Source organism: Burkholderia sp. Tr-862 (assembly GCF_011753085.1).
Taxonomy (GTDB): Bacteria; Pseudomonadota; Gammaproteobacteria; order Burkholderiales; family Burkholderiaceae; genus Burkholderia; species Burkholderia ambifaria.
In genome coordinates, this window is record NZ_VWWG01000066.1 from 1 (window position 1) to 20138 (window position 20138).

General features: G+C 64.5%; 10 protein-coding genes. 5 read left to right on the forward strand and 5 right to left on the reverse strand.

Annotation, left to right across the window (positions count from 1 at the left end):
- Positions 1 to 150: 150 nt before the first annotated feature.
- The 3 genes from F3J14_RS18845 to ugpC form a co-directional block, all read right to left on the reverse strand.
- Positions 151 to 1410 (reverse strand): extracellular solute-binding protein, encoded by a 1260-nt coding sequence (locus F3J14_RS18845; RefSeq protein WP_166724299.1) that lies wholly within the window; start codon positions 1408 to 1410, stop codon positions 151 to 153.
- 67 nt (positions 1411 to 1477) lie between these two features.
- Positions 1478 to 3463: a beta-galactosidase gene (locus F3J14_RS18850; RefSeq protein ID WP_166724300.1), complete on the reverse strand. Its 1986-nt coding sequence runs from the start codon at positions 3461 to 3463 to the stop codon at positions 1478 to 1480.
- 8 nt (positions 3464 to 3471) lie between these two features.
- Positions 3472 to 4620 carry a sn-glycerol-3-phosphate ABC transporter ATP-binding protein UgpC gene (gene ugpC / locus F3J14_RS18855; protein ID WP_166724301.1) on the reverse strand — a complete coding sequence of 383 codons (1149 nt, stop codon included), beginning with the start codon at positions 4618 to 4620 and terminating at the stop codon, positions 3472 to 3474.
- 189 nt (positions 4621 to 4809) lie between these two features.
- On the opposite strand from ugpC, the gene F3J14_RS18860 reads away from it, so the two are divergent.
- Positions 4810 to 5844, forward strand: coding sequence for a LacI family DNA-binding transcriptional regulator (locus F3J14_RS18860; RefSeq protein ID WP_166724302.1), 1035 nt, complete (start codon positions 4810 to 4812; stop codon positions 5842 to 5844).
- Positions 5845 to 5966: 122 nt separating this feature from the next.
- On the opposite strand, the gene F3J14_RS18865 is transcribed toward F3J14_RS18860, so the two are convergent.
- Entirely contained in the window at positions 5967 to 8072 is a 2106-nt protein-coding gene (locus F3J14_RS18865; protein WP_166724303.1) for a TonB-dependent receptor, read from the reverse strand.
- A 233-nt stretch (positions 8073 to 8305) separates the two neighbouring features.
- A complete protein-coding gene (locus F3J14_RS18870; RefSeq protein ID WP_166724304.1) occupies positions 8306 to 8947 on the reverse strand; it encodes a GntR family transcriptional regulator in 642 nt (213 codons plus the stop codon).
- 92 nt (positions 8948 to 9039) lie between these two features.
- On the opposite strand from F3J14_RS18870, the gene F3J14_RS18875 reads away from it, so the two are divergent.
- The 4 genes from F3J14_RS18875 (at position 9040) to F3J14_RS18890 (ending at position 20124) form a co-directional block, all read left to right on the forward strand.
- Positions 9040 to 9516 carry an OsmC family protein gene (locus F3J14_RS18875; protein ID WP_166724305.1) on the forward strand — a complete coding sequence of 159 codons (477 nt, stop codon included), beginning with the start codon at positions 9040 to 9042 and terminating at the stop codon, positions 9514 to 9516.
- 252 nt (positions 9517 to 9768) lie between these two features.
- Complete coding sequence (locus tag F3J14_RS18880; protein WP_166724306.1) at positions 9769 to 18918, forward strand: hemagglutinin repeat-containing protein; 9150 nt, start codon at positions 9769 to 9771, stop codon at positions 18916 to 18918.
- Between the two features lie 5 nt (positions 18919 to 18923).
- On the forward strand, positions 18924 to 19310 hold the full coding sequence (locus tag F3J14_RS18885; protein WP_166724307.1) for a hypothetical protein: 387 nt from the start codon (positions 18924 to 18926) through the stop codon (positions 19308 to 19310).
- Positions 19311 to 19653: 343 nt separating this feature from the next.
- The gene (locus tag F3J14_RS18890) at positions 19654 to 20124 is read left to right on the forward strand and encodes a hypothetical protein (protein ID WP_166724308.1); all 471 of its coding nucleotides are present in this window, start codon (positions 19654 to 19656) and stop codon (positions 20122 to 20124) included.
- Positions 20125 to 20138 lie beyond the last annotated feature (14 nt).

The window sequence follows — 20138 nt, forward strand, 5'->3', positions numbered from 1 at the left end:
GGGCAGCGCGGTGGCGGCGGATGCACCGCGCGGCGGCGTGGCGTTGGCGCCGGCGCCGGCGGGCGGGGTGGACGTGATCGGACGGGACACGGCAAGCCTCCTGGGCGGACACGGCGGCACGCACACGCGGCCGCCGCATGGGTCACGCGGTTACTTCTTGTAGATCCGCTTGCGGGTCTGTTCGAGTTGCGCGAGCACGGTATCGAGCTGCGCGGGATTCGCGAGGAACTGCTGCATCCCCTTCATCCCTTCGTCGGCCATCTCCTTGGTCATGTCGCGGTCGTAGAACTGCGCGACGCCGCCCTTGGTGTCGGCGAGGATCCGGAAGCCGATCCGCGAAATCGAATCGGCCGGCTCCGGCGACTTGCTGTTGGCCGACAGCGAGCCGAGCCCTTCCGCGAGCTTCGCACCCATCTCGGGCGTCTCCACGAACGCGAGGAACGTATGCGCGTCGGCCTTGTTCTTCGCCTTGGTCGGGATGTGCAGCGATTCGACCGGGCCATCCTCGGCGGTCGGCACCTTCGGGTCGATGATCGGGAAGCGGTAATAGCCCATTTCCTGCTTCACGTTCGGCGGAAAGCCCGCCGCGATGAAGGTGCCCATCAGCATCATCGCGGCCTTGCCCTGGAACAGGAACGGCTGCGCGCCGTCAAGATCGTAGGACAGTGCGTTGTCGATGAAGTAGCCCGAGTCGATCAGCGATTTCCACGTCGTGTAGACCTTTTTCACGCGCGGGTCGGTGTACGGCACGTCGCCGGCCATCAGCTGCTGGTGGAACGCGTTGCCGTTCAGGCGCAGGTCGAGATAGTCGAACCAGCCGGCGAGTGTCCACGCGTCGCGGCCGCCGATCGCGATCGGCGTGATGCCGGCCGCCTTCAGCTTCTTGCAGGCGTCGAGAAACTGGTCCCAGGTCTTCGGCTCGTCGGCGATGCCGACCTTGCGGAACAGGTCCTTGCGGTAGAACAGCCCCCACGAGTAATAGACGGTCGGCGCCGCGTATTGCTTGCCGTTGTACGACGATGCGCTGCGCGTCGACGCGTACATCGCGTCCCAGCCGTTCTTTGTCCAGTCGCCGCTCAGGTCCTCGAACAGCCCGCGCTTCGCGTAGTACGCCATGCGCTCGCCCGCGTGCCAGTTGACCACGTCGGGCGCGACGGTCGTGAGCCACGCGGGGAGCTGCACCTTGTACGCTTCCTCGTCGACGAAGGTGGGCTTCACGTCGATGTCCGGATGGGCCTTGTGGAACGCCTCGATCGTCGACTGCCAGACCGCGCGCTGGCTGGCGCCCTTGAACGCGATGTTGATCGTCAGCGTGCCCGCGCCGGCCGGCGCCGCGGCGCCGAGCGAAGCGAACGCGATGGCGGCGGCGGTCGCAAGCCGGGCGGCGACGCGAAGGGGGCGATGTGTCATGTGTGTCTCCAGTCCTGTGTGTCTGTCGTTGTGCGTGACCGGCGCGTCGCGGCGCCGGGGGCGGTTGCTACGAACGGCTTCGATACACGGCGACGCCTTGCGGCTCGACCTGCGCGGCGCCGACCACGAACGCGGACGGCGGCACCCCATCGAGCGTGTGCGGCGTGCCGCCGTAGTTGAATACGTAGGTCAGGCCGCCGCGTCGGCTCACGCGCACGCCGTCGCCGAGCGGCGCCGGTGTCAGGCCGGCTTCGGTCGCGACGTCGGCGAACAGGCGCGCGGTGGTCGCGTCGTCGAACAGCGCGGCCCAGTAGTGCAGCGCGCCGTGCGACACGCAGGCCGGATGACCGTCGGCGAAGCGCGCACGCACGACGCTGGGTGCGTCGTCGTGCAGCTCGACGAGGTCGCGCCATCGGCGTGCGTCGCCGCTGAACGCCGAGCCGTCGCGCAACGTGCCGTCGACCCGCTCGGTCACGTTCGGCCGCAGCGACTCGACGCGCCACACGCGCAGCGGCAGGATCGATGCGAGCGGGCCGGGCGGCAGCGTCGGCGGAATCTGCAGGTCGGCGGTCTTCGAACCGGTGCGCGGGCCGAATACCGCATGCGCGCCCGATGCGGCGAGCCGTGTCGCGAAGTCGTCCGGCACGATCGGCAGCGGCGGCACGACGACGAGCCGGTAGCCGTCGAGCGGCGCATGCGCGGAGATCACGTCGACGTCGAGGCCGAGCGAACGCAGCGCCGAGTAATAGTCGAACGCGCAGCGCGGGTAGTGGAAATCGGCGCCTTGCGGCTGCACTTCGAACAGCCACTTCGCTTCATAGTCGAACACCAGCGCGACGGGGGCGCGCACCGCGCCGTTCGCGTCGGCATCGGCGCCGAGCACGGCCGCGATTTCGTGCGCGACGCGCTGCGCTTCGCGGCCGCCTTCGTCGAGCTGGTTGTCCGGCGTGTTCAGGCCCGCATGCATCTGCTCCTGCGCGAACGGCGCCTGCCGCCAGCGGAAGTACGACACGCAGCCGGCGCCGTGCGCGAACGCTTCCCAGCTCCACAGGCGCACCATGCCCGGCAGCGGCGCGGGGTTCCACTGCGCCCAGTTCACGGGCCCCGGCTGTTGCTCCATCACCCAGAACGGCAGCTTCGACATCCCGCGATAGAGATCGTGATTGAACGACGCGAAATCCGGATGGCCGGTGCGCAGCCAGCGCGCCTTCAGCTCGGGCGCGAACCATTGCTCCTCGAGCGCGCCGAGCGGATAGCTGTCCCACGTCGCGATGTCGAGGTCGCGCGCCACTTCGTAATGATCGAACTCGGTGAACAGCTGCATGAAGTTGTGCGCGACGGGCCGGCCCGGCGAATGCGCGCGGATCACGTCGACCTGCATCCGGTGATAGCGCGCGACCTCGTCGGATGCGAAGCGCCGGTAGTCGAGGCGATGCGACGGATGCGCTTCGGTCACGGTGCCGATGGGCGCGTCGACTTCGTCGAAATGCCGGTACTCCATGCTCCAGAACACGGTGCCCCACGCGCGGTTCAGCGCGTCGATCGTTCCGTAGCGCGCCTTCAGCCATTCGCGAAAGCGCACGAGCGCGGCGGGCGAATAGCTGACCACCGTCTGGTGGCAACCGAGCTCGTTGTCGGTCTGCCAGTAACGCACGGCCGGGTGGCGGCCATAGCGTTCGGCGACCGCCGTGCAGATGCGGCGCGAGGCTTCCAGATAGGTCGGCGACGAGAAGTCGTAGTGGCGGCGCGAACCGAACCCGCGCGGCCGGCCGTCCGCGCCGATCGCGAGGATGTCGGGGTGACGGTCGACGAGCCATTTCGGCGGCGTCGCGGTCGGCGTGCACATCACGATCTCGAGGCCGGCCGCGCCGAGCACGTCGACCGCGCGGTCGAGCCAGCCCCAGTCGTATTCGCCCGGCGACGGCTCGATGCGGCTCCACGCGAATTCGGCGATCCGCACCTGCGCGATGCCGAGCGCCGTCATCCGGCGGGCGTCGTCGGCCCACATCGATTCCGGCCAGTGTTCCGGGTAGTAACAGACTCCGAGGCGCATGCCGATCCTTATGCGTAGTGGTGGACGGGAACGTCGGCGCGCGCGGGCACCGCGCGGCCGTCTTCGGTGAAGAGGTGACAGGCCGCGGCCGGCGCCTGCGCGTGCACGCGCTCGCCGATGCGCAGCGGCGCGTCGCCGGGCACCTTCGCGATCAGCGGCGTGCCGCCGGGCTGGTCGAGGTGCACGTAGGTCTGCTCGCCGAGGCGTTCGACGAGCGCGACGTCGCGCGCGAGCGTCGTCGCGTCGTGCGCGGCGCCGAGCATCAGGTGTTCGGGGCGGATGCCGAGCGTGACGGTCGCGCCGGGCGCGAGCGCGGCGCCGTCGCGCGGCAGCGTGAAGGTCTCGCCGGACGGCACGACGTTGACGGTCGTGTGCCGCGCGTCGCAGTCGGCGACGACGGCCGGCAGGAAGTTCATCCGCGGCGAGCCGATGAAGCCGGCGACGAAGCGGCTGGCGGGGTGGTGATAGAGGTCGAGCGGCGCGCCGATCTGCGCGATGCTGCCGTGCTGCGCGGTGTCGGCGCCGGCGTGCAGCAGCACGATCTTGTCGGCGAGCGTCATCGCTTCGGTCTGGTCGTGCGTCACGTAGACGACGCTCGCGCGTTCGAACTGCCGGTGCAGCTTCGCGATTTCGATGCGCGTCTGGCCGCGCAGCGCGGCGTCGAGGTTCGACAGCGGTTCGTCGAACAGGAACACGCCGGGCTCGCGCACGATCGCGCGGCCGATCGCGACGCGCTGCCGCTGGCCGCCGGACAGCGCCTTCGGCTTGCGCTCGAGCAGCGTATCGAGCTGCAGGATCCGCGCGGCGTCGCGCACCTTCCGGTCGATCTCGGCCTTTGGTACGCGCGCGAGCTTCAGCCCGAACGCCATGTTCTCGTAGACCGTCATGTGCGGAAACAGCGCGTAGCTCTGGAACACCATCGCGACGCCGCGCTCGGCGGCCGGCACGTCGTCGACGCGGCGGCCGTCGATCGACAGCTCGCCGTCGCTCAGATCCTCGAGGCCCGCGATCATCCGCAGCAGGGTCGACTTGCCGCAGCCGGACGGCCCGAGGAACACGCAGAACTCGTGCGCGCCGATCTCCAGATCGACGTCGCGAATGACCGGCGCGTGCTCGCCATAGGCTTTCTGCACGCGTCGCATCGAGATGCTCGCCATTGTCTCCGCTCCATGTTCTAATGCGCTTCATCGATGCTTAAGCGCTTAATCATCGCGATCAAAAAAAGAGCCGATAGCGATCGCGGCCGAGTCGCGCCCGTCGGTCGGGCGGCAGGGTGTGCGGCGATAGTGCACCGCTTCGGTGAGCGAAGCAAATACTGGATCAACGTCTCATATAGTGGGTAAGTCATGGCGACACTCGATGAAGTGGCCCGCCGCGCCGGCGTAACGGCCGCGACGGTCTCGAACGTGCTGCGCAACCGCGGCCGGGTTGGCGAAGCCACCCGCGCGCGCGTGCTCGAAGCCGTGCAGGCGCTCGGGTACCGGCCGCATCTCGCGGCGCGGGCCCTCGCGGAAGGGCGCGCGCCGACGGTGGCGTTGATGGTATCGAGCATCGCGAACCCGTTCTATCCGGAGTTCGCGCTCGCGGTCGAGCGCGCGGTGCGCCGCAACGGGCAGTTTCTGATCGTCTGCAATACGAACGAGGACCCGTTGCAGGGCAGAGCGTATCTCGACCAGATCGCCGGCACGATTTCCGAAGGCATTCTCGTGACCAACGCGAACCTGCACTTGCCGGATCTGGCGGACGTCGCGCGGCGCGGCGTGCCGGTCGTGCTGTGTCTGTGGGAGCGGCCCGATGCGCCGCCCGAAGGGTTGCCGTGCGTGGCGGTGGATTTTCGCGAAGCCGGGCGGATCGCGACGCGGCATCTGCTCGAACTCGGGCACCGGACGATCGGCGTGATCGTCGGCGGCTCGGCGAGCGGCGTGCAGGCGGCGCGCTATGACGGCTTTGTCGACGTGATGCGCGAAGCGGGGCTCGACGCATCGATCGTCGCGGCCGAGCCCGATTCGATCGAAGGCGGCGTGCGCGCGGCGGGCTGGCTGCTCGATGCGCATGCCGGGCTGACCGCGCTGGTCGCGACCAACGACCTGCCCGCGATCGGTGCGCTGCACGCGGCGGCCGATCGCGGCCGGCGCGTGCCCGACGACCTGTCGATCGTCGGCATTACCGATATTCATCTGGCCAGCGACACGCGTCCCACGTTGACGACGGTTGCGATCCCGACCGCCGAGGCTGCCGGGCTCGCGGTCGAACTGCTCAACGCGCTGCGCGAGGCGGGCGGTCGGATCGACGATGCGTCGCGCGTGCGCACGGCGTCGTTGCCGCGGTTGGTGGTGCGCGGCACGACGGGGGCGGTGTCGGGACGACGATCGGCCGCGTAGCGAGGGCCGACGCGCACCCTGCGGCAATGGTGGACATGCCCGTGATGTCTGCGGCGTTGTGACTTTCCGCGCATCGCACGCACGGCTTGCGTCCGGCGCGCGATGCCCGTCGACCAGCCGTTCTAGAACGAGTACGCGAGTGACGCGAACAGGCTGCGCGGCGCGCCCGGCGTGACCCACAGATTGTTGTACGAGCTGACGTAGTACGTGCGATTGAACAGGTTGTTCAGCACCACCGACGCGCGCAGATGCTTGTTGACCTGCACGTAGCCGTTGAGTTGCACGGTCGCGTAAGCGGGCAGGTCGAAGCCATCCTGCGTGTTCGCGGTATTGCCCGCGCGGCGTCCGACGTAGATCACGCCCGCGCCCGCGCCGGCCTTGTCGACGAGCGGCAGCGCGGTTTCGTACATCAGCAGCGCGCTCCCGCTCAGCCGCGGAATGTCGACGAGGCGTGCGCCCGGCGTCAGCACGCTGTCGTGCGTGACCTGCGCATCGACGTACGCGAGGTTGACGATGCCGCGCAACCCGTGGCCGAGTTCGCCGTTCCATTCGAATTCGACGCCGCGGCTGCGTACTTCGCCGGCCGCACGCGAGAACCCGGCATTCGCCGGATCGGCGGTCAGCACGTTACGCTTGTTCACGTAGAACGCGGCGACGGTCGCGAGCCAGCGCGTGCCGGCCCATTTCACGCCGGCCTCATAGCCGTGCCCCTTCTCCGGATCGAACGCGCGGCCGTTCACGTCGGCGCCGTTGTTCGGCCGGAACGAATACGCGGTGTTCGCGTAGAGCGACAGCGCGGGGCTGGCCTCGTACACGATGCCGAGCCGCGGGCTCAGCGCCGTTTGCAGCTGGCTCGTCGTCACGCCCTTCAGGCGGTTGTCGACCGACTGGTGAAAGCGGTCCCAGCGCAGCCCGGCGAGCACTTTCCAGTGCGGCCCGAACGCGAGCGTGTCCTGCGCGTACAGGCCCTGGCCGTCGTCGCGCTCGAGCAGGTTCGTCGCGGTGCGCGGCACGGGCGCCGGCTGGCCGTAGACCGGATCGAAGATGTCGATCGCATACGGCGCCGCGGCCGTCGGCGTCGAGCGCGACACGAACTGGTCGTAGTTGAAGCGATACGCGTCGACGCCCATCACGAACGTATGGCCGATGCCGGCCGTGCGGGCCTTGCCGGCCACCTCGACGCGGCCTTGCACGTCGTTCGAGTGAAACGCGACCTGCCGGTAGCGGCGCCATAGCGTACGCCCGTCCGGCTGCAGCGCGAACGCTTCGGACGAGCGGCCGGACAGGTCGGTGTCGCGCTGCGCGAAGCCGGCGTTGACCGACCAGTCGGCATTGAAGCGATGTTCGAGCGTGAACTGGTGGCCCGAGTTGCGCACGTCGTAGTCGCCGTCGCGCGGCTCGCCCATGAACCTCGACGCCGGCACCGCACCGAGCTGCCCGTTGACCGCGACCACGCCGCGATCGAGCGGCGCGCGCTGGCGGGCGGTCTCGAATTCGTAGTGGAGCGTCGTGTCCGCGCCGATGTCCCACGTGAACGACGGCGCGAACAGGTAGCGCTTGCTCGACACGGTATCGCGGAAGCTGCCGTTGTCCTCGTTCATCGCGATGAAGCGGTACGCGAGCGACTTCGTGACGGGGCCGGTCGAATCGAGCGTCTCGCGCAGCGCGCCGTAGCTGCCGGCCGACACGCCGATCGTGTTCGCGCGCGCGAACTGCGGCTGCTTGGTCGTGTAGCTGATGAGCCCGCCGGGGTCGCCGCGGCCGTACAGCGCGGACGCGGGCCCCTTGAGGACTTCCATGCGCTCGAGCGTGGCGGTGTCGCGCGGCACGCTGATGCCGCGATTCCACGAGAAGCCGTTGACGAGGTAGTCGGTGCCGGACGTGTTGCCGTCGCCGGCAAAGCCGCGCACCGCGTAGTTGTCCCACAGCCCGCCGAAGTTGTTTTGCCGCGCGACGCCGGCGACCCAGTCGTACAGGTCTTCGCCGCGTGTGGCGGCCACCGTCTGAATCAGTTTCTTGTCGACGCTGCTGACCGCGAACGGAATCTCCATCACGTCCGTCTCGGTGCGCGTCGCGCTCGTCGATTCGGGCGCGCGAAACGGCGCCGTCGCGCGCTGCCCGGAGACTTCGATCGCCGGCAGCGACAGTTCCTGCGCATCGGCGGCGCTCAGCCCGGCCGTGCCGACGACGATGGCCATCGGTGCGGCCGCCCAGTTCTTCCTGCTCATACCCCGTCCTCAGAGATTGGTCCGCGTTCGGGCACCGCGGGCCGTCTCGCGCCGGCATCCGTGTTCCAAACAGTTCATTTGCGGGCCGAAATCTAATGCAAATGAGATGTATTTGCAATCGTAAGTTGACCTTGTTGCGTTGGGGGCGGGGACGAGGCCGATTCGGTGGTTTGCCGCGTGATGGCGGCCGGACATGCGTGGGCGCGCGCTCGGCCGCCGGCCGGCCTCAGTTCTCAGTTGCCTTCGACGAGCCGCATCACGATGCGTCGGGCCGAATCGAGGTGCGCGACCGTCATCGCGCGGGCGCCGCGGGCATTGCGTTCGCGGCAGGCTTGGAGGATTGCGTCGTGCTCGACCTGGAACGAGGGGGTGTCGGCGAGCAGCGTGGCCTGCAGGCGCTCGTACCGTTCGACCTGGCTGCGCAGTTCCGCGATCGCCTTCAACTGGCGCGCGTTGCCGCAGCACGAATACAGCAGCAGATGGAATTCACGGTTCAGCTCGCCCTGGCGGCGCGCCACGCTCGATTCGCCGAGCAACCGATGCACGAGTTCGGCGCGCGCCAGCGTTTCGTCGTCGAGCCGCTTCACGCTGCGGTAGATGGCGTCGCCTTCGAGCAGTACTCGCATGTCGTAGATTTCCTGCACGTCGGACGCGCTCAGCATCCGCACGACCGCGCCGCGATTGCGGAAAATGTCCAGCAGCCCTTCGCGCTCCAGGCGCTGGATCGCCTCGCGCATCGGAATCCGGCTGATCCCGAAGTGCTCGGCGAGGTCGCGCTCGACGAGCCGCTCGCCGGCCTGCAACTCGCCGTTGATGATCATTTCCCGCAGCGATGCGGCCACGGCATCCGCCGTGGAATCGAGTCTGGCTTCCATCCCTTGAGTCCTCATTTTGGAATAATGGTATACCAAACGGCGTCGCGGTGACACAATGGCGGCCATCACATCCGATGGCAGAGGAGAGCGAGATGGCGCATGGCGAACACAAGTATCGCGTGGCAGTGGAGTGGACCGGCAACCGTGGGACCGGCACGTCGGGGTATCGCGAATATGGTCGCGATCATGTGATCCGCGCGGGTTCGAAGCCGGACATTGCGGGCTCGTCGGACGCGGCGTTTCGCGGCGATGCGGCGCGCTGGAATCCGGAGGATCTGCTGCTCGCGTCGGCATCGGCGTGCCACAAGCTCTGGTATCTGCATCTGTGTTCCGATGCGGGCATCCGCGTGCTCGCGTATGTCGACGATGCCGAAGGGACGATGCTCGACACCTCCGAGCCGGGGCGCTTCACCGAAATCGTGCTGCATCCGCGCGTGACGATCCGCGCGGGCGACGATCGCGAGCTGGCCGAGCGGCTGCATCATGATGCGCATGCGAAGTGCTATATCGCGAACTCCGTGAACTTCCCGATCCGGTGCGAACCGGTGATCGAGTTCGCGATGGTGTGATGTGCGCGGCGGCGAAGCCGTCGAAGATCTTCCATATCCGGCGCGCCATCCGATCACGTGTGGTCCGGACCGGCCGTCTACGCGGGGAAGATCGACGAGATATGGCCAAGCGCAAGTCAATCAGACTCATCTGAAATTGGAATTTTGTCGCACTGATTCAACAGCTTGGCAATTTTTGACAGTCATTTTTTGATGTTTCGGTAAGCTCGCGCTCGATAACCAACGATTGGGCGCGGGGCTGCGCCGACGAGAATGAATAAGAATACGCACCGCCTGGTGTATTCCAGGCTTCGGGGTATGGTGGTGGCCGTCGCGGAGACGGCGACGGCCGAGGGGAAATCGGCAACGGGCGAGGCGCGCGCGCGACCGCGTTCATCGGCGTCCGGCACGCGCGCCGTTGCGGCCGGCGTTGCCGTACTTGGCATGCTGCCCGTCTTGTCCGATGCGCAGATCGTTCCGACGCCGGGCACCAGCACGCAGGTGATCCAGACGCCGAATGGTTTGCCACAAGTCAACGTGGCGCGTCCGTCGAGTGCAGGCGTATCAGTCAACACCTACAACCAGTTCGACGTACAAAAGCCCGGCGCGATCCTGAACAACTCGGCCACGATGGTTCAGACGCAGCAGGCGGGCTGGATCAACGGCAACCCGAACTACGGAGCCGGGCAGGCCGCGCGGATCATCGTCAACCAGGTCAACAGTCCGAACCCGTCTCAAATCCGCGGCACAGTCGAGATAGCGGGCGCCCGTGCGGAACTGGTCCTGGCTAACCCGTCCGGCATCTTTGTCGACGGCGGGGGCTTTCTCAATACCAGTCGCGCGACCCTGACAACCGGCGTGCCGTTTTATGGCGCCGATGGGTCGCTCGCCGGCTACAACGTTAGCCGCGGCCTCGTGACCGTCGCAGGCGCGGGCCTGAACGCCGCCAATATCGATCAGGTCGATCTGATTGCGCGCGCGGTGCAGGTGAACGCGGCCGTCTACGCGAAGAATCTGAACGTGATCGCCGGCGCGAGCCAGGTCAACCACGACACGCTTGCCGCGACGCCAATCGCCGGCGACGGCCCCGCCCCGTCGGTCGCTATCGACGTGAGTCAGTTGGGTGGCATGTATAGCAATCGGATTTTCCTCGCATCGAACGAGAACGGCGTGGGGGTGGCCAACGCCGGTACGATTGCGGCCCAGGCGGGTGATCTCACACTGCAGTCGAACGGCCGCCTTGTGCTGACGGGTAAGACCACGGCGAGTGGCAACCTCGCGCTGTCCGCCGTAGGCGGCATCCAGAACAGCGGCACGACGTATGCGCAGCAATCGCTGTCGGCCAACACAAGCGCTGATATTGCGAACACGGGGACGCTCGCGGCGCAGCAGAATACGACGGTGAATGCCAGTAGCGTCAATTCGACCGGCACGCTCGGTGCAGGCGTGAACAACGACGGTTCCGTCGCGCACAGCGGTGACCTGAATCTGACCGCGTCGGGGCAGTTGACCGCGACGGGTCAGAACGTCGCCGGCGGCAATGCGTCGCTGACCGGCGGCAACGTGAATCTGGCCGGCAGCCAGACCGCGGCAAACGGCAGTCTGTCGCTCAACGCGACGGCTGGCGACGTGAACCTGTCGAACGCGACGACGAGCGCACAAGGCGCCATTCAGGCGAATGCATCCGGCACGGTAATCAACGATCACGGCAGCCTGTCGAGTGGCGGCGGCACGACGCTGACCGGCGGCAACCTGTCGAATCAGGGCGGCAAGGTATCGTCGCAAGGCCCGCTGTCGGTCAACGTGGCCGGCCAGATCGCCAACCAGTCCGGTGAACTGGTCTCCGAAAGCACGGCGGACATACATGGCGGTGCTATCGCGAACAACCAGGGCACGATCCAAAGCGCGGCGGGCATGACGGTGGCCGGTGCGTCACTCGATAACACTGCGGGCCGGATCACGTCGCTCAACGGTGATGGCTTGTCGGTAGCGACCAGCGGCCAATTGATCAATGCTGCAGGTACCACCGCGAACGGCGCGCGAGGCGGTGTCATCGGCGGCAACGGCGATGTTTCGGTTCGCGGCGCAAACGTTGTCAACCGCGGCGCGATCACGTCCAACACGAATCTGCGTGTCACGGGCCAGTCAATCGACAACGGTGGCGGCACGCTGCAGGCCGCGCGGAACATCACGGTCGATGCCGGCGCTCAGTTGACGAACAATGGCGGCTCGATCGTCGGCAATACGGCAACGGTTAGCGCAACGACGCTCGACAACAGCGCTGGCTCAGTGCTGGCCGACCAGATGTCGCTGAATGCGACGAGCCTCGTGAATCACGGCGGCACGATCACGCAGACCGGGGCTGGCCCGATGGCCGTCAATGTGTCGGGCACGCTCGACAACTCGAATGGCGGCACGCTGCAAACCAACAGTATCGACCTGACGCTTGCGCCGACGGCGATCGTCAACGACGGCGGCACAATCACACATGCCGGCACTGGCACACTGACGCTTGGCAGCGGGACAGGCTCGGTGTCGAACGTGGGCGGTTCGATCGCGAGCAACGGGCGCGTCGTCGCACAAACCGGCGCGCTGAACAACACGTCGGGCTCGATCAACGCGCAGACAGGACTGGCGGCAACCGTCGCCGGCACGCTGAACAACGCGAACGGCAAGCTGTTGTCGAACACGGACGTGAGTGTCTCCAGCGGTACGTTGACGAACGACGGTGGCCAGATCGGCGCCAGCTCGAACGCGACGATCCACACAGGCGTTATGACGAATCAGGGCGGATCGATCGTCGCGCCGAACCTGTCGGTCACTGCCGATTCAACGCTCGACAACAGTGGTGGCAAGCTCGAGGCCAATCAGCTTGCGCTGACGGCCGCAAACCTCGTCAACCACGGCGGCACGATCACGCAATACGGCTCGTCGGCGATGGGCATCAACGTCAGCGGCACGCTCGATAACTCGGCCGCCGGCGTGATCCAGACCAACAGCACCGACCTGACGCTCAAGCCGGCTGAACTGAACAACGCGGGCGGCACCATTACGCATGCCGGCACGGGCACGCTGACGATCGCACCGGGCAACGGATCGAGCGCACTGAACAACGCGTCGGGCACCATCGTGACGAAGGGGCATGCCATCGTCAACGCGGTTACCTGGAACAACGCGAGCGGTATCCTTGCGGCGCAGCGCGGCATCAACGCCACGATCGCGGGCGACGTCAACAACGCGCAGGGTCTGTTGCGATCGGACGCGTCGCTGTCATTGACGAACGGCGGTGCGCTGTCGAACCGAGGCGGTCACGTTCAGGCGGGGCAGTCGACCGCGGGCGACACCAGCACGCTCGATATTCAATCGGCCTCGATCGACAACGCGGATGGCGCCATTGTCGACCTCGGTGCGGGCAAGATGACGGTGCAAGGCGGTAGCCAGATCGCCAACAGTCATGCCGGCGGCGTGTCCGGCATGGGTGCGATCACCGGTAACGGCGATGTGACGGTCGGCGCAGCGTCGATCAGCAACACGCAAGGCGGCCAGCTCAGCGGCGGCTCGCTGCACGTCAACGCGAACACCGTTGACAACAGCGGCGGCACCATCGGCAACATCACGAATTCGAACGGCGACGTGCACGTCACGACGACCGCCGCGATCACCAACACGAATGGCCAGATCAGCTCGACGCACGACCTGTCGGTCGCGGCGGCCACGCTGCAAGGCGGCGGGACATATAGCGCGACGCATGACGCCAACGTGAACCTGCAGGGCGATTACACGGCGGCATCGGACACGCAGTTCAACGTCGGTCACGATCTTGCCTTCACGTTGCCCGGCACCTTCACGAACAATGCGAACCTGCAATCGGTCAACAACCTGAGCGTCAACGCGGGCAACATCGTCAACGCGGGCGCCTTGACCGCTGGCGGCCTGCTGCACACGCAATCGACCAACCTGACGAACACGGGCGCGCTCGTCGGCGCCAGCGCCTCGCTCAACGCGACGAATACGATCTCGAACCTCGGCCCGACCGCGCTGATCGGTGCGTCGGACAGCAACGGCACACTCGAAATCCTGGCGCACGACATCGAAAACCGCGACGACACGACCGCGACCGACTCGATGGCGACGACGGCCATCTTCGGCATGGGCAAGGTGGTGCTGGCAGGCGGCAAGGACGCGAGCGGCAATTACACGAACGCGGCGCTGGTCAATAACGTGTCGGCCCTGATCCAGTCCGGCGGTGATATGGAATTGCACGCGGACAAGGTGACGAGCACGCGGCGCGTGATGAAGACCTCGACCCGCTCGATCGATCCATCGCTGCTCGGGCAGTTCGGCATTCCGATCAGCGGCCGCACGGGCCGGATAGGCGTGAAGGATCCGGACAGCATCGGCGGCGTCTACACCGAGCCGCCTCATGGCGGTCAGTGGAACAGCACATATCAGTTCACGACCTACTACGCGGACAGCGCCACGGCGACGACCGTGACCGACATCAGTCCGGCCGCCCAGATCGTATCGGGCGGCAAGATCGATGCATCGTCGGTCGGCACGCTGCAAAACTACTGGAGCAACATTGCAGCCGTCGGCGACATCAAGATGCCGGGGAGCTATGACGCGGATGGCTGGGCTGCGTCCGGTCAGAAACTGCCGGGCGTGTCGGTGTCGTATTCTGGGCAATATCACTACAACAACTACGACAACAGCGAACACGACTGGCAATTGCCGTTCGGCAATGCGCCGTTCGTCGGTAGTCGCCCGGGCGGCTACACGCAGGCGGCGCCGGCGTCGATCAAGGACTACACGCTGCCGGGCTACTTTTCGACGATGAGCTCGAACGGCACGATTTCGGGTACGGGTGGCAGCGTCAACAACACGGCCGGCAACGCATCGATTCCGTCGCTCGGTTTGCTGCCCGGTCAGTCCGTGCCGGGTCTCACACCGACCAATTTGAGCGGTAACGCGAGTGGCGCGAAATCAGGTGCATCGTCGGTGCACGGAGGTCCGCCTGCGCCGGTCGACCCGATCATCGCCAGTGCGACGGCGCTGAACGTGCTCAACAACCTCACGATTCCGCAGGGCGGCCTGTTCAAACCGACCACCACGCCGAACGCAAGCTACGTGATCGAGACGAACCCGGCGTTCACGAATCAGAAGAATTTCATTTCGAGCGACTACTTCTTCGGCCAGCTCGGCGTCGACCTCACGCACATTCCGAAGCGCCTCGGTGACGGCTTCTACGAACAGCAGCTCGTGCGTAACGAAGTCACCGCGCTGACGGGCAAGGCGGTGCTCGGACCATATGCGGACCTGCAGACGATGTATCAGTCACTGATGGCAGCCGGTGCGGGCCTGTCGAAGTCGCTCGATCTGCCGATCGGTGCGAGTCTGTCGGCAGATCAGGTGTCGAAGCTGACCAGCAACGTGATCATGATGGAAACGCGCGTGGTCGACGGTCAGTCGGTGCTCGTGCCGGTCGTGTATCTCGCGAAGGCCAGCCAGCAGAATATCGACGGCCCGTTGATCAGCGCGACGAACATCGATTTCCAGAACGCGCAGTCATTCACGAACAGCGGGACGATCAAGGCGGACAATACGCTGGCGATCCAGGGCAAGCAGATCGACAACGCGTTCGGCGCGCTGCAAAGCGGCGGGCTGATGTCGCTGAAGACCGAAAACAACATCGATCTGACGTCGGCGAACGTGAAGGCTGGCAGCCTGCAACTGGATGCCGGGAAGGACCTGATTCTCGACGCGGCGACGAAGACGAACACACGCGTGAGCCGCGACGGTGCGACGAGCGTGGTGACCACGCTCGGGCCGACTGCGAAGCTGGATGTCGCCGGCGATGCAGTGATTGTGACCGGCGGCAACTTTCAGCAGAACGCGGGCAACCTGTCGGTGGGCGGCAATCTCGGCATGAATGTCGGCGGTAACTGGGACCTCGGCGCGGTGCAGACCGGCGAGCACAAGATCGTGCAGCGTGCGAACGGTGTGTCGAATACCGATATCAACAAGGTCACCGGCAGCTCGGTGACGGTCGGCGGGCAGTCGATGATCGGCGTTGGCGGCGACCTGACGGCCAAGGGGGCGCAGCTCGACCTCGGCCAGGGTGGCACGATCGCGGCCAAGGGTAATGTGACGCTCGGCGCGGCGAGCGCGACGTCGACGGTGAACAGCAACAGTTCGGGTAGCGACAGTCACGGCAGTTACGCGGAGACGCTGCACACGTCCGATCAGGCGCTGACCGGGACGACGTTCAAGGGCGGTGATACGGTCAATATCGTGTCGGGCAAGGACATCATGCTCTCCGGCAGCACGATCAGCCTCGACAAGGGCAATGCGAACCTGCTCGCGGCTGGCGACGTGAATATCGGCGCGGCAACCGAGACGCACGAACTGAATTCGCACGAGACCCACAGCCATAGCAATGTGGTGAGCGGCTCGAAGGTCGCGAGCGGGATCGACCAGACGGCAATCTACAGCCAGGGCAGCACGATCTCGGCGGATGGTGTGACGGTCGCGAGCGGCCGCGACATCAACGTGACGGGCAGCAACATCGTCGGCACGAACGACGTGACCTTGAAGGCCACGCGCGACATCAACATCAAGACCTCGCAGGATACGATCCAGTCGTCCACCTACTACGAAAAGCAGGAGTCCGGCCTGCTCTCGAATGGAGGTTTGTCGGTTTCGATTGGTTCGCGCTCGCAATCGGACAAGCAGGAGTCCGCCAGTGTGAAGAACAACGGCAGCGCGATCGGCGCGCTCGACGGCAATCTGACAGTGAGCGCTGGCAACGATGTGCATGCGACCGGTAGTCTTCTCCATGCCGGCAACGATCTCGCCGTGGTGGGCAAGACCGTCACGATCGATTCGGCTTACGACACGATGAGCCAGGCGGAGCAGCAACAGTTCCGCCAAGCCGGCCTGTCGGTCGGATTCACCAATCCGGTTGTGGCCGCGGTACAGACGGGCCGGCAAATGGCCGAAGCCGCGCGGCACACCAATGGCGATCCCCGCCTGACGGCATTGGCAGCGGCCACCACCGGGCTCGGGGCGAAGAACCTCTATGATGGCGCGACCAGCGGTAACCCGGCGCAATCGCCGACGAGCGTCGGGGTCAGTATTTCGTTGGGCGCAAGCAAGAGCGACAGCCAGTCGCAAGCGCAGGCCAGCACGGCCGTCGGGAGCACGCTGTCGGCAGGTCGGAACGTCACGATCGCAGCGTCGGGGGCAGGCGCCGACAGCAATATCAATGTGATCGGCAGCACGGTGTCGGCCGGGAACGAGGCGCTGCTGGCAGCCGACGGCAACGTGAACCTGCAAGCTGCTCAGAGCACCAGCAGCCAGCATTCCACCAACAGCGGATCGAGCGCGTCGGTGGGTATTGCATTTACCGTCGGCTCGCAAAACGGTTTCTCACTCAATGCGGGCGTGGCCGGCAATCGGGGGCACGCAGACGGCGATTCGACGACGTGGACGAACACGCATGTCACCGCGGGCGATACGCTGACGATCAAATCAGGCGGCGATACGAATCTGAAGGGCGCCGTGGCGTCGGGCAAGCAGGTTGTGGCCGACGTGGGCGGTAACCTGAATGTCGGGAGCTTGCAGGACAAGGACCATTACGATTCCAAGCAGCAAAGTGCAGGCGTGTCAGTCAGCGTCTGTGTGCCGCCCTTCTGTTATGGCGGTTCGTCGAGCGCGGCGGCGAACTTCAGCCAGCAGAAAATGCACAGCGACTACGCGGCCGTAGGCGAGCAGTCCGGCATCAAGGCCGGCGACGGCGGATTCCAGGTCAACGTCAAGGGCAACACTGATCTCAAGGGTGGCGTCATCGCGAGCAGCGACAAAGCCGTCCAGGACGGCGTCAACAGCTTGACGACGGCGACGCTCACGCACAGCGATATCGAAAACCATGCGTCGTACGACGCGTCCTCGATCGGACTGTCTGGCGGTGTCGGCGGGCAAATCGGCAAGGATCAGAAAGGCACGGCGACCAACGTGAACCCGGTGCCGGGGACGACGCTGCCGAAAGGCGACGGCGGATTGCAGGTAGCGCCACCGGTGGCCCTCAGTGCGTCCGGCGATGCGAATTCGACCACGAAGAGCGGTATCAGTGGCGGCGCCATTACCATCACCGACGGTGCGAAGCAGCAGCAATTGACGGGGCAGACGGCCGCCGAAGCGGTCGCCAGCGTCAATCGCGATACGTCGAACACCGGTGGTGCGCTCGCGCCGATCTTCGACAAGGACAAGATTCAGGCCGGCTTCGACATTACGAGTCAGTTTATCAATCAGGCTGGGACATTCGTCGCGAATCGAGCGGCCGAAGCGGACGCAGCAAAGGCCGCCGCGAACAACCCGAATCTGACGCCGGAGGAACGCGCGGCCGCCCAGCAGCGCGCCAACGAACTGAACGCCAACTGGGGACCGAGCGGCACGTATCGTCAGGTGCTTACGGCCCTGTCGGTAGCTGCAGGCGGCAATGTGACGGGTGGGCTTGGCCAATTCGCGCAGAATGCGACGATCGCATACGTGCAACAGCTTGGCGCGAATCAGGTCAAGCAAATCGCCGACAGCCTCGACAGTGAGGCGGCACGCGCGGCACTTCATGCGATCGTGGGGTGTGCGGGCGCGGCCGCAGGCGGTCAAGCATGTGGTGCTGGTGCGATGGGAGCCGCTGCGAGCTCGGTGATCGGCAGCTTGATGGCTCCGACGACCGCCATGTCGGCAAAAGAGCGCGAAGCCCGTGACAATCTCGTGTCCAGTCTGGTTGCTGGCGTTGCGGCGATATCAGGGCAGGATATCGCGACGGCGGCAGGGACGGCTAAGATCGAAGTCGAGAATAACCAGGCGGCGCCGCTGCAAATGGCGCCACCGCCTACTTGGCTGTCAGGATTCAAGCTTCCCGGTTTCACGGGACAAAGCCGGGATAAGGGTGACAATGCCATTATCGACAATTCGACTGAGCTTGATTCGAGTGCGAAGGCCGGACCGCTGATCAGTCCGCTTGGTGTGCAAAGAGCGGTTGAGGCCATCATCACGGCGCTGACGCCTGACTGGCTTCAGCAGATGATGAACGACCCACTCACGATGGCGGGTTACAAGCCGAATCAGGGTGGCGTCGGTAACATGGGCGCGTTTTTGGGTACACCGGGATTTGGATCGGACCTGAAAGACGCTTCACAAAAGACGAGGCTGACACAAATCGACGGTCAGAGCATTTATAAGGCTACGGAAAACGTTGGTGCCATCAGGCAGGGCGATTATTTTTACCTCGATGGAATGCACAAGGATCATCTCGAAGTATTTGATAGTAGGGGGAGATTCAGTGCCGTCGTGAACTTGGACGGGACGGTGAACCAGTCCAAAACGAATGCAGGGCAAGGACGCAGGATTAACGTTAAGTGAGAGCTATGGAACTGAATCGAATCAAAACCTTATTGCGGGACTTGGCGCTGTCACACGGCTTGACCGATGCTGATCTGCGTGCGTACAACGAAGAAGCGGACGATCTGGAGTGGTATATCAACTGGAAGAGGGATCAAGATGAATTGTTCGCGAAAGAAATAGGTCGCGTTCGGGATGCCCTAGACCTGTATGAGTCCGCCATGAATAAGGGGGACAAGTTGACGGCAAAAGCTGGATTAATCCATGCTGGCATTGCTCTTCAGGGCCTATCGGGTTTCTTTGATGGCTTAATGCATGACGTAAAAAAAGCTTATGCCGATCCTCGCTTCGGTTGGCCTGAGTTTCCGAGTGATGATTGGAAAATTCCGACCGAATATGGGTTTAAGGAATGACTTGATAAAATCAAGGGAATAAATCAGTGATCTGGTTTATTAATAGGTCAATTCATAAGAATGCGAGAGGCCAAAAAAAATCCCGCTCGTCGTTGTTGCCAGGTGCCAAACTAGCGGGGCAATGAAGTTACAATTATCGATCATTTCGAGAAGGTCTTTGGGTCTATTCAACAGGGGTGGCGTAAAAATGCGAAAACAGACGGATCATTCGATTGGTGGTGCTTTTCAAAACACCTTTTGAGGCGGCATCGACCTACGCAACTATTGGGCTAAGTGATCCTTTGATCAAGTTTTCCGAGGGCCGGCAAATGAGGCAGGAATTACTATTTGCGGCGATATTGATATGACGAACGTCTCATTAGCGCAGCGCTTCCAAGAAGCCAGAGCCCCCAAAATTGAGGTTGACGGGCGGGAAACATACAGCTTGTATGAGCTCGACCTGTTTTCTGGTGAAACCGTGCTGTCCCTTGATTTTGTGTCTAATAAGAAATCGACAAGTCAAGGAATTAAAATAAAGGCATTGAATTGTAATGTCGAGGTTAACAATCAAATCCTGACGGATTTTTTCATATGGGCGGATCATAGCCCGAAGCATATTCCGCTGAACGTGACCATTAAGAAGGGGGGGAAGGCCACCCTAAAAGTTTGGAATGTTTGGAAGCATGATGATGTTTCGCACGCATGGATCGGAAATGCTGGGATGTTGGTGAAAAGAGCCGATCGTCATATTGCGTTCCATTGCAGCGACGGCATCGGTGATCCGGATTTCGAAGACCTTGTGTTTACGATTGAGGTCGGCAAAGTGGTCAAATAGCCACAGTATCGGGC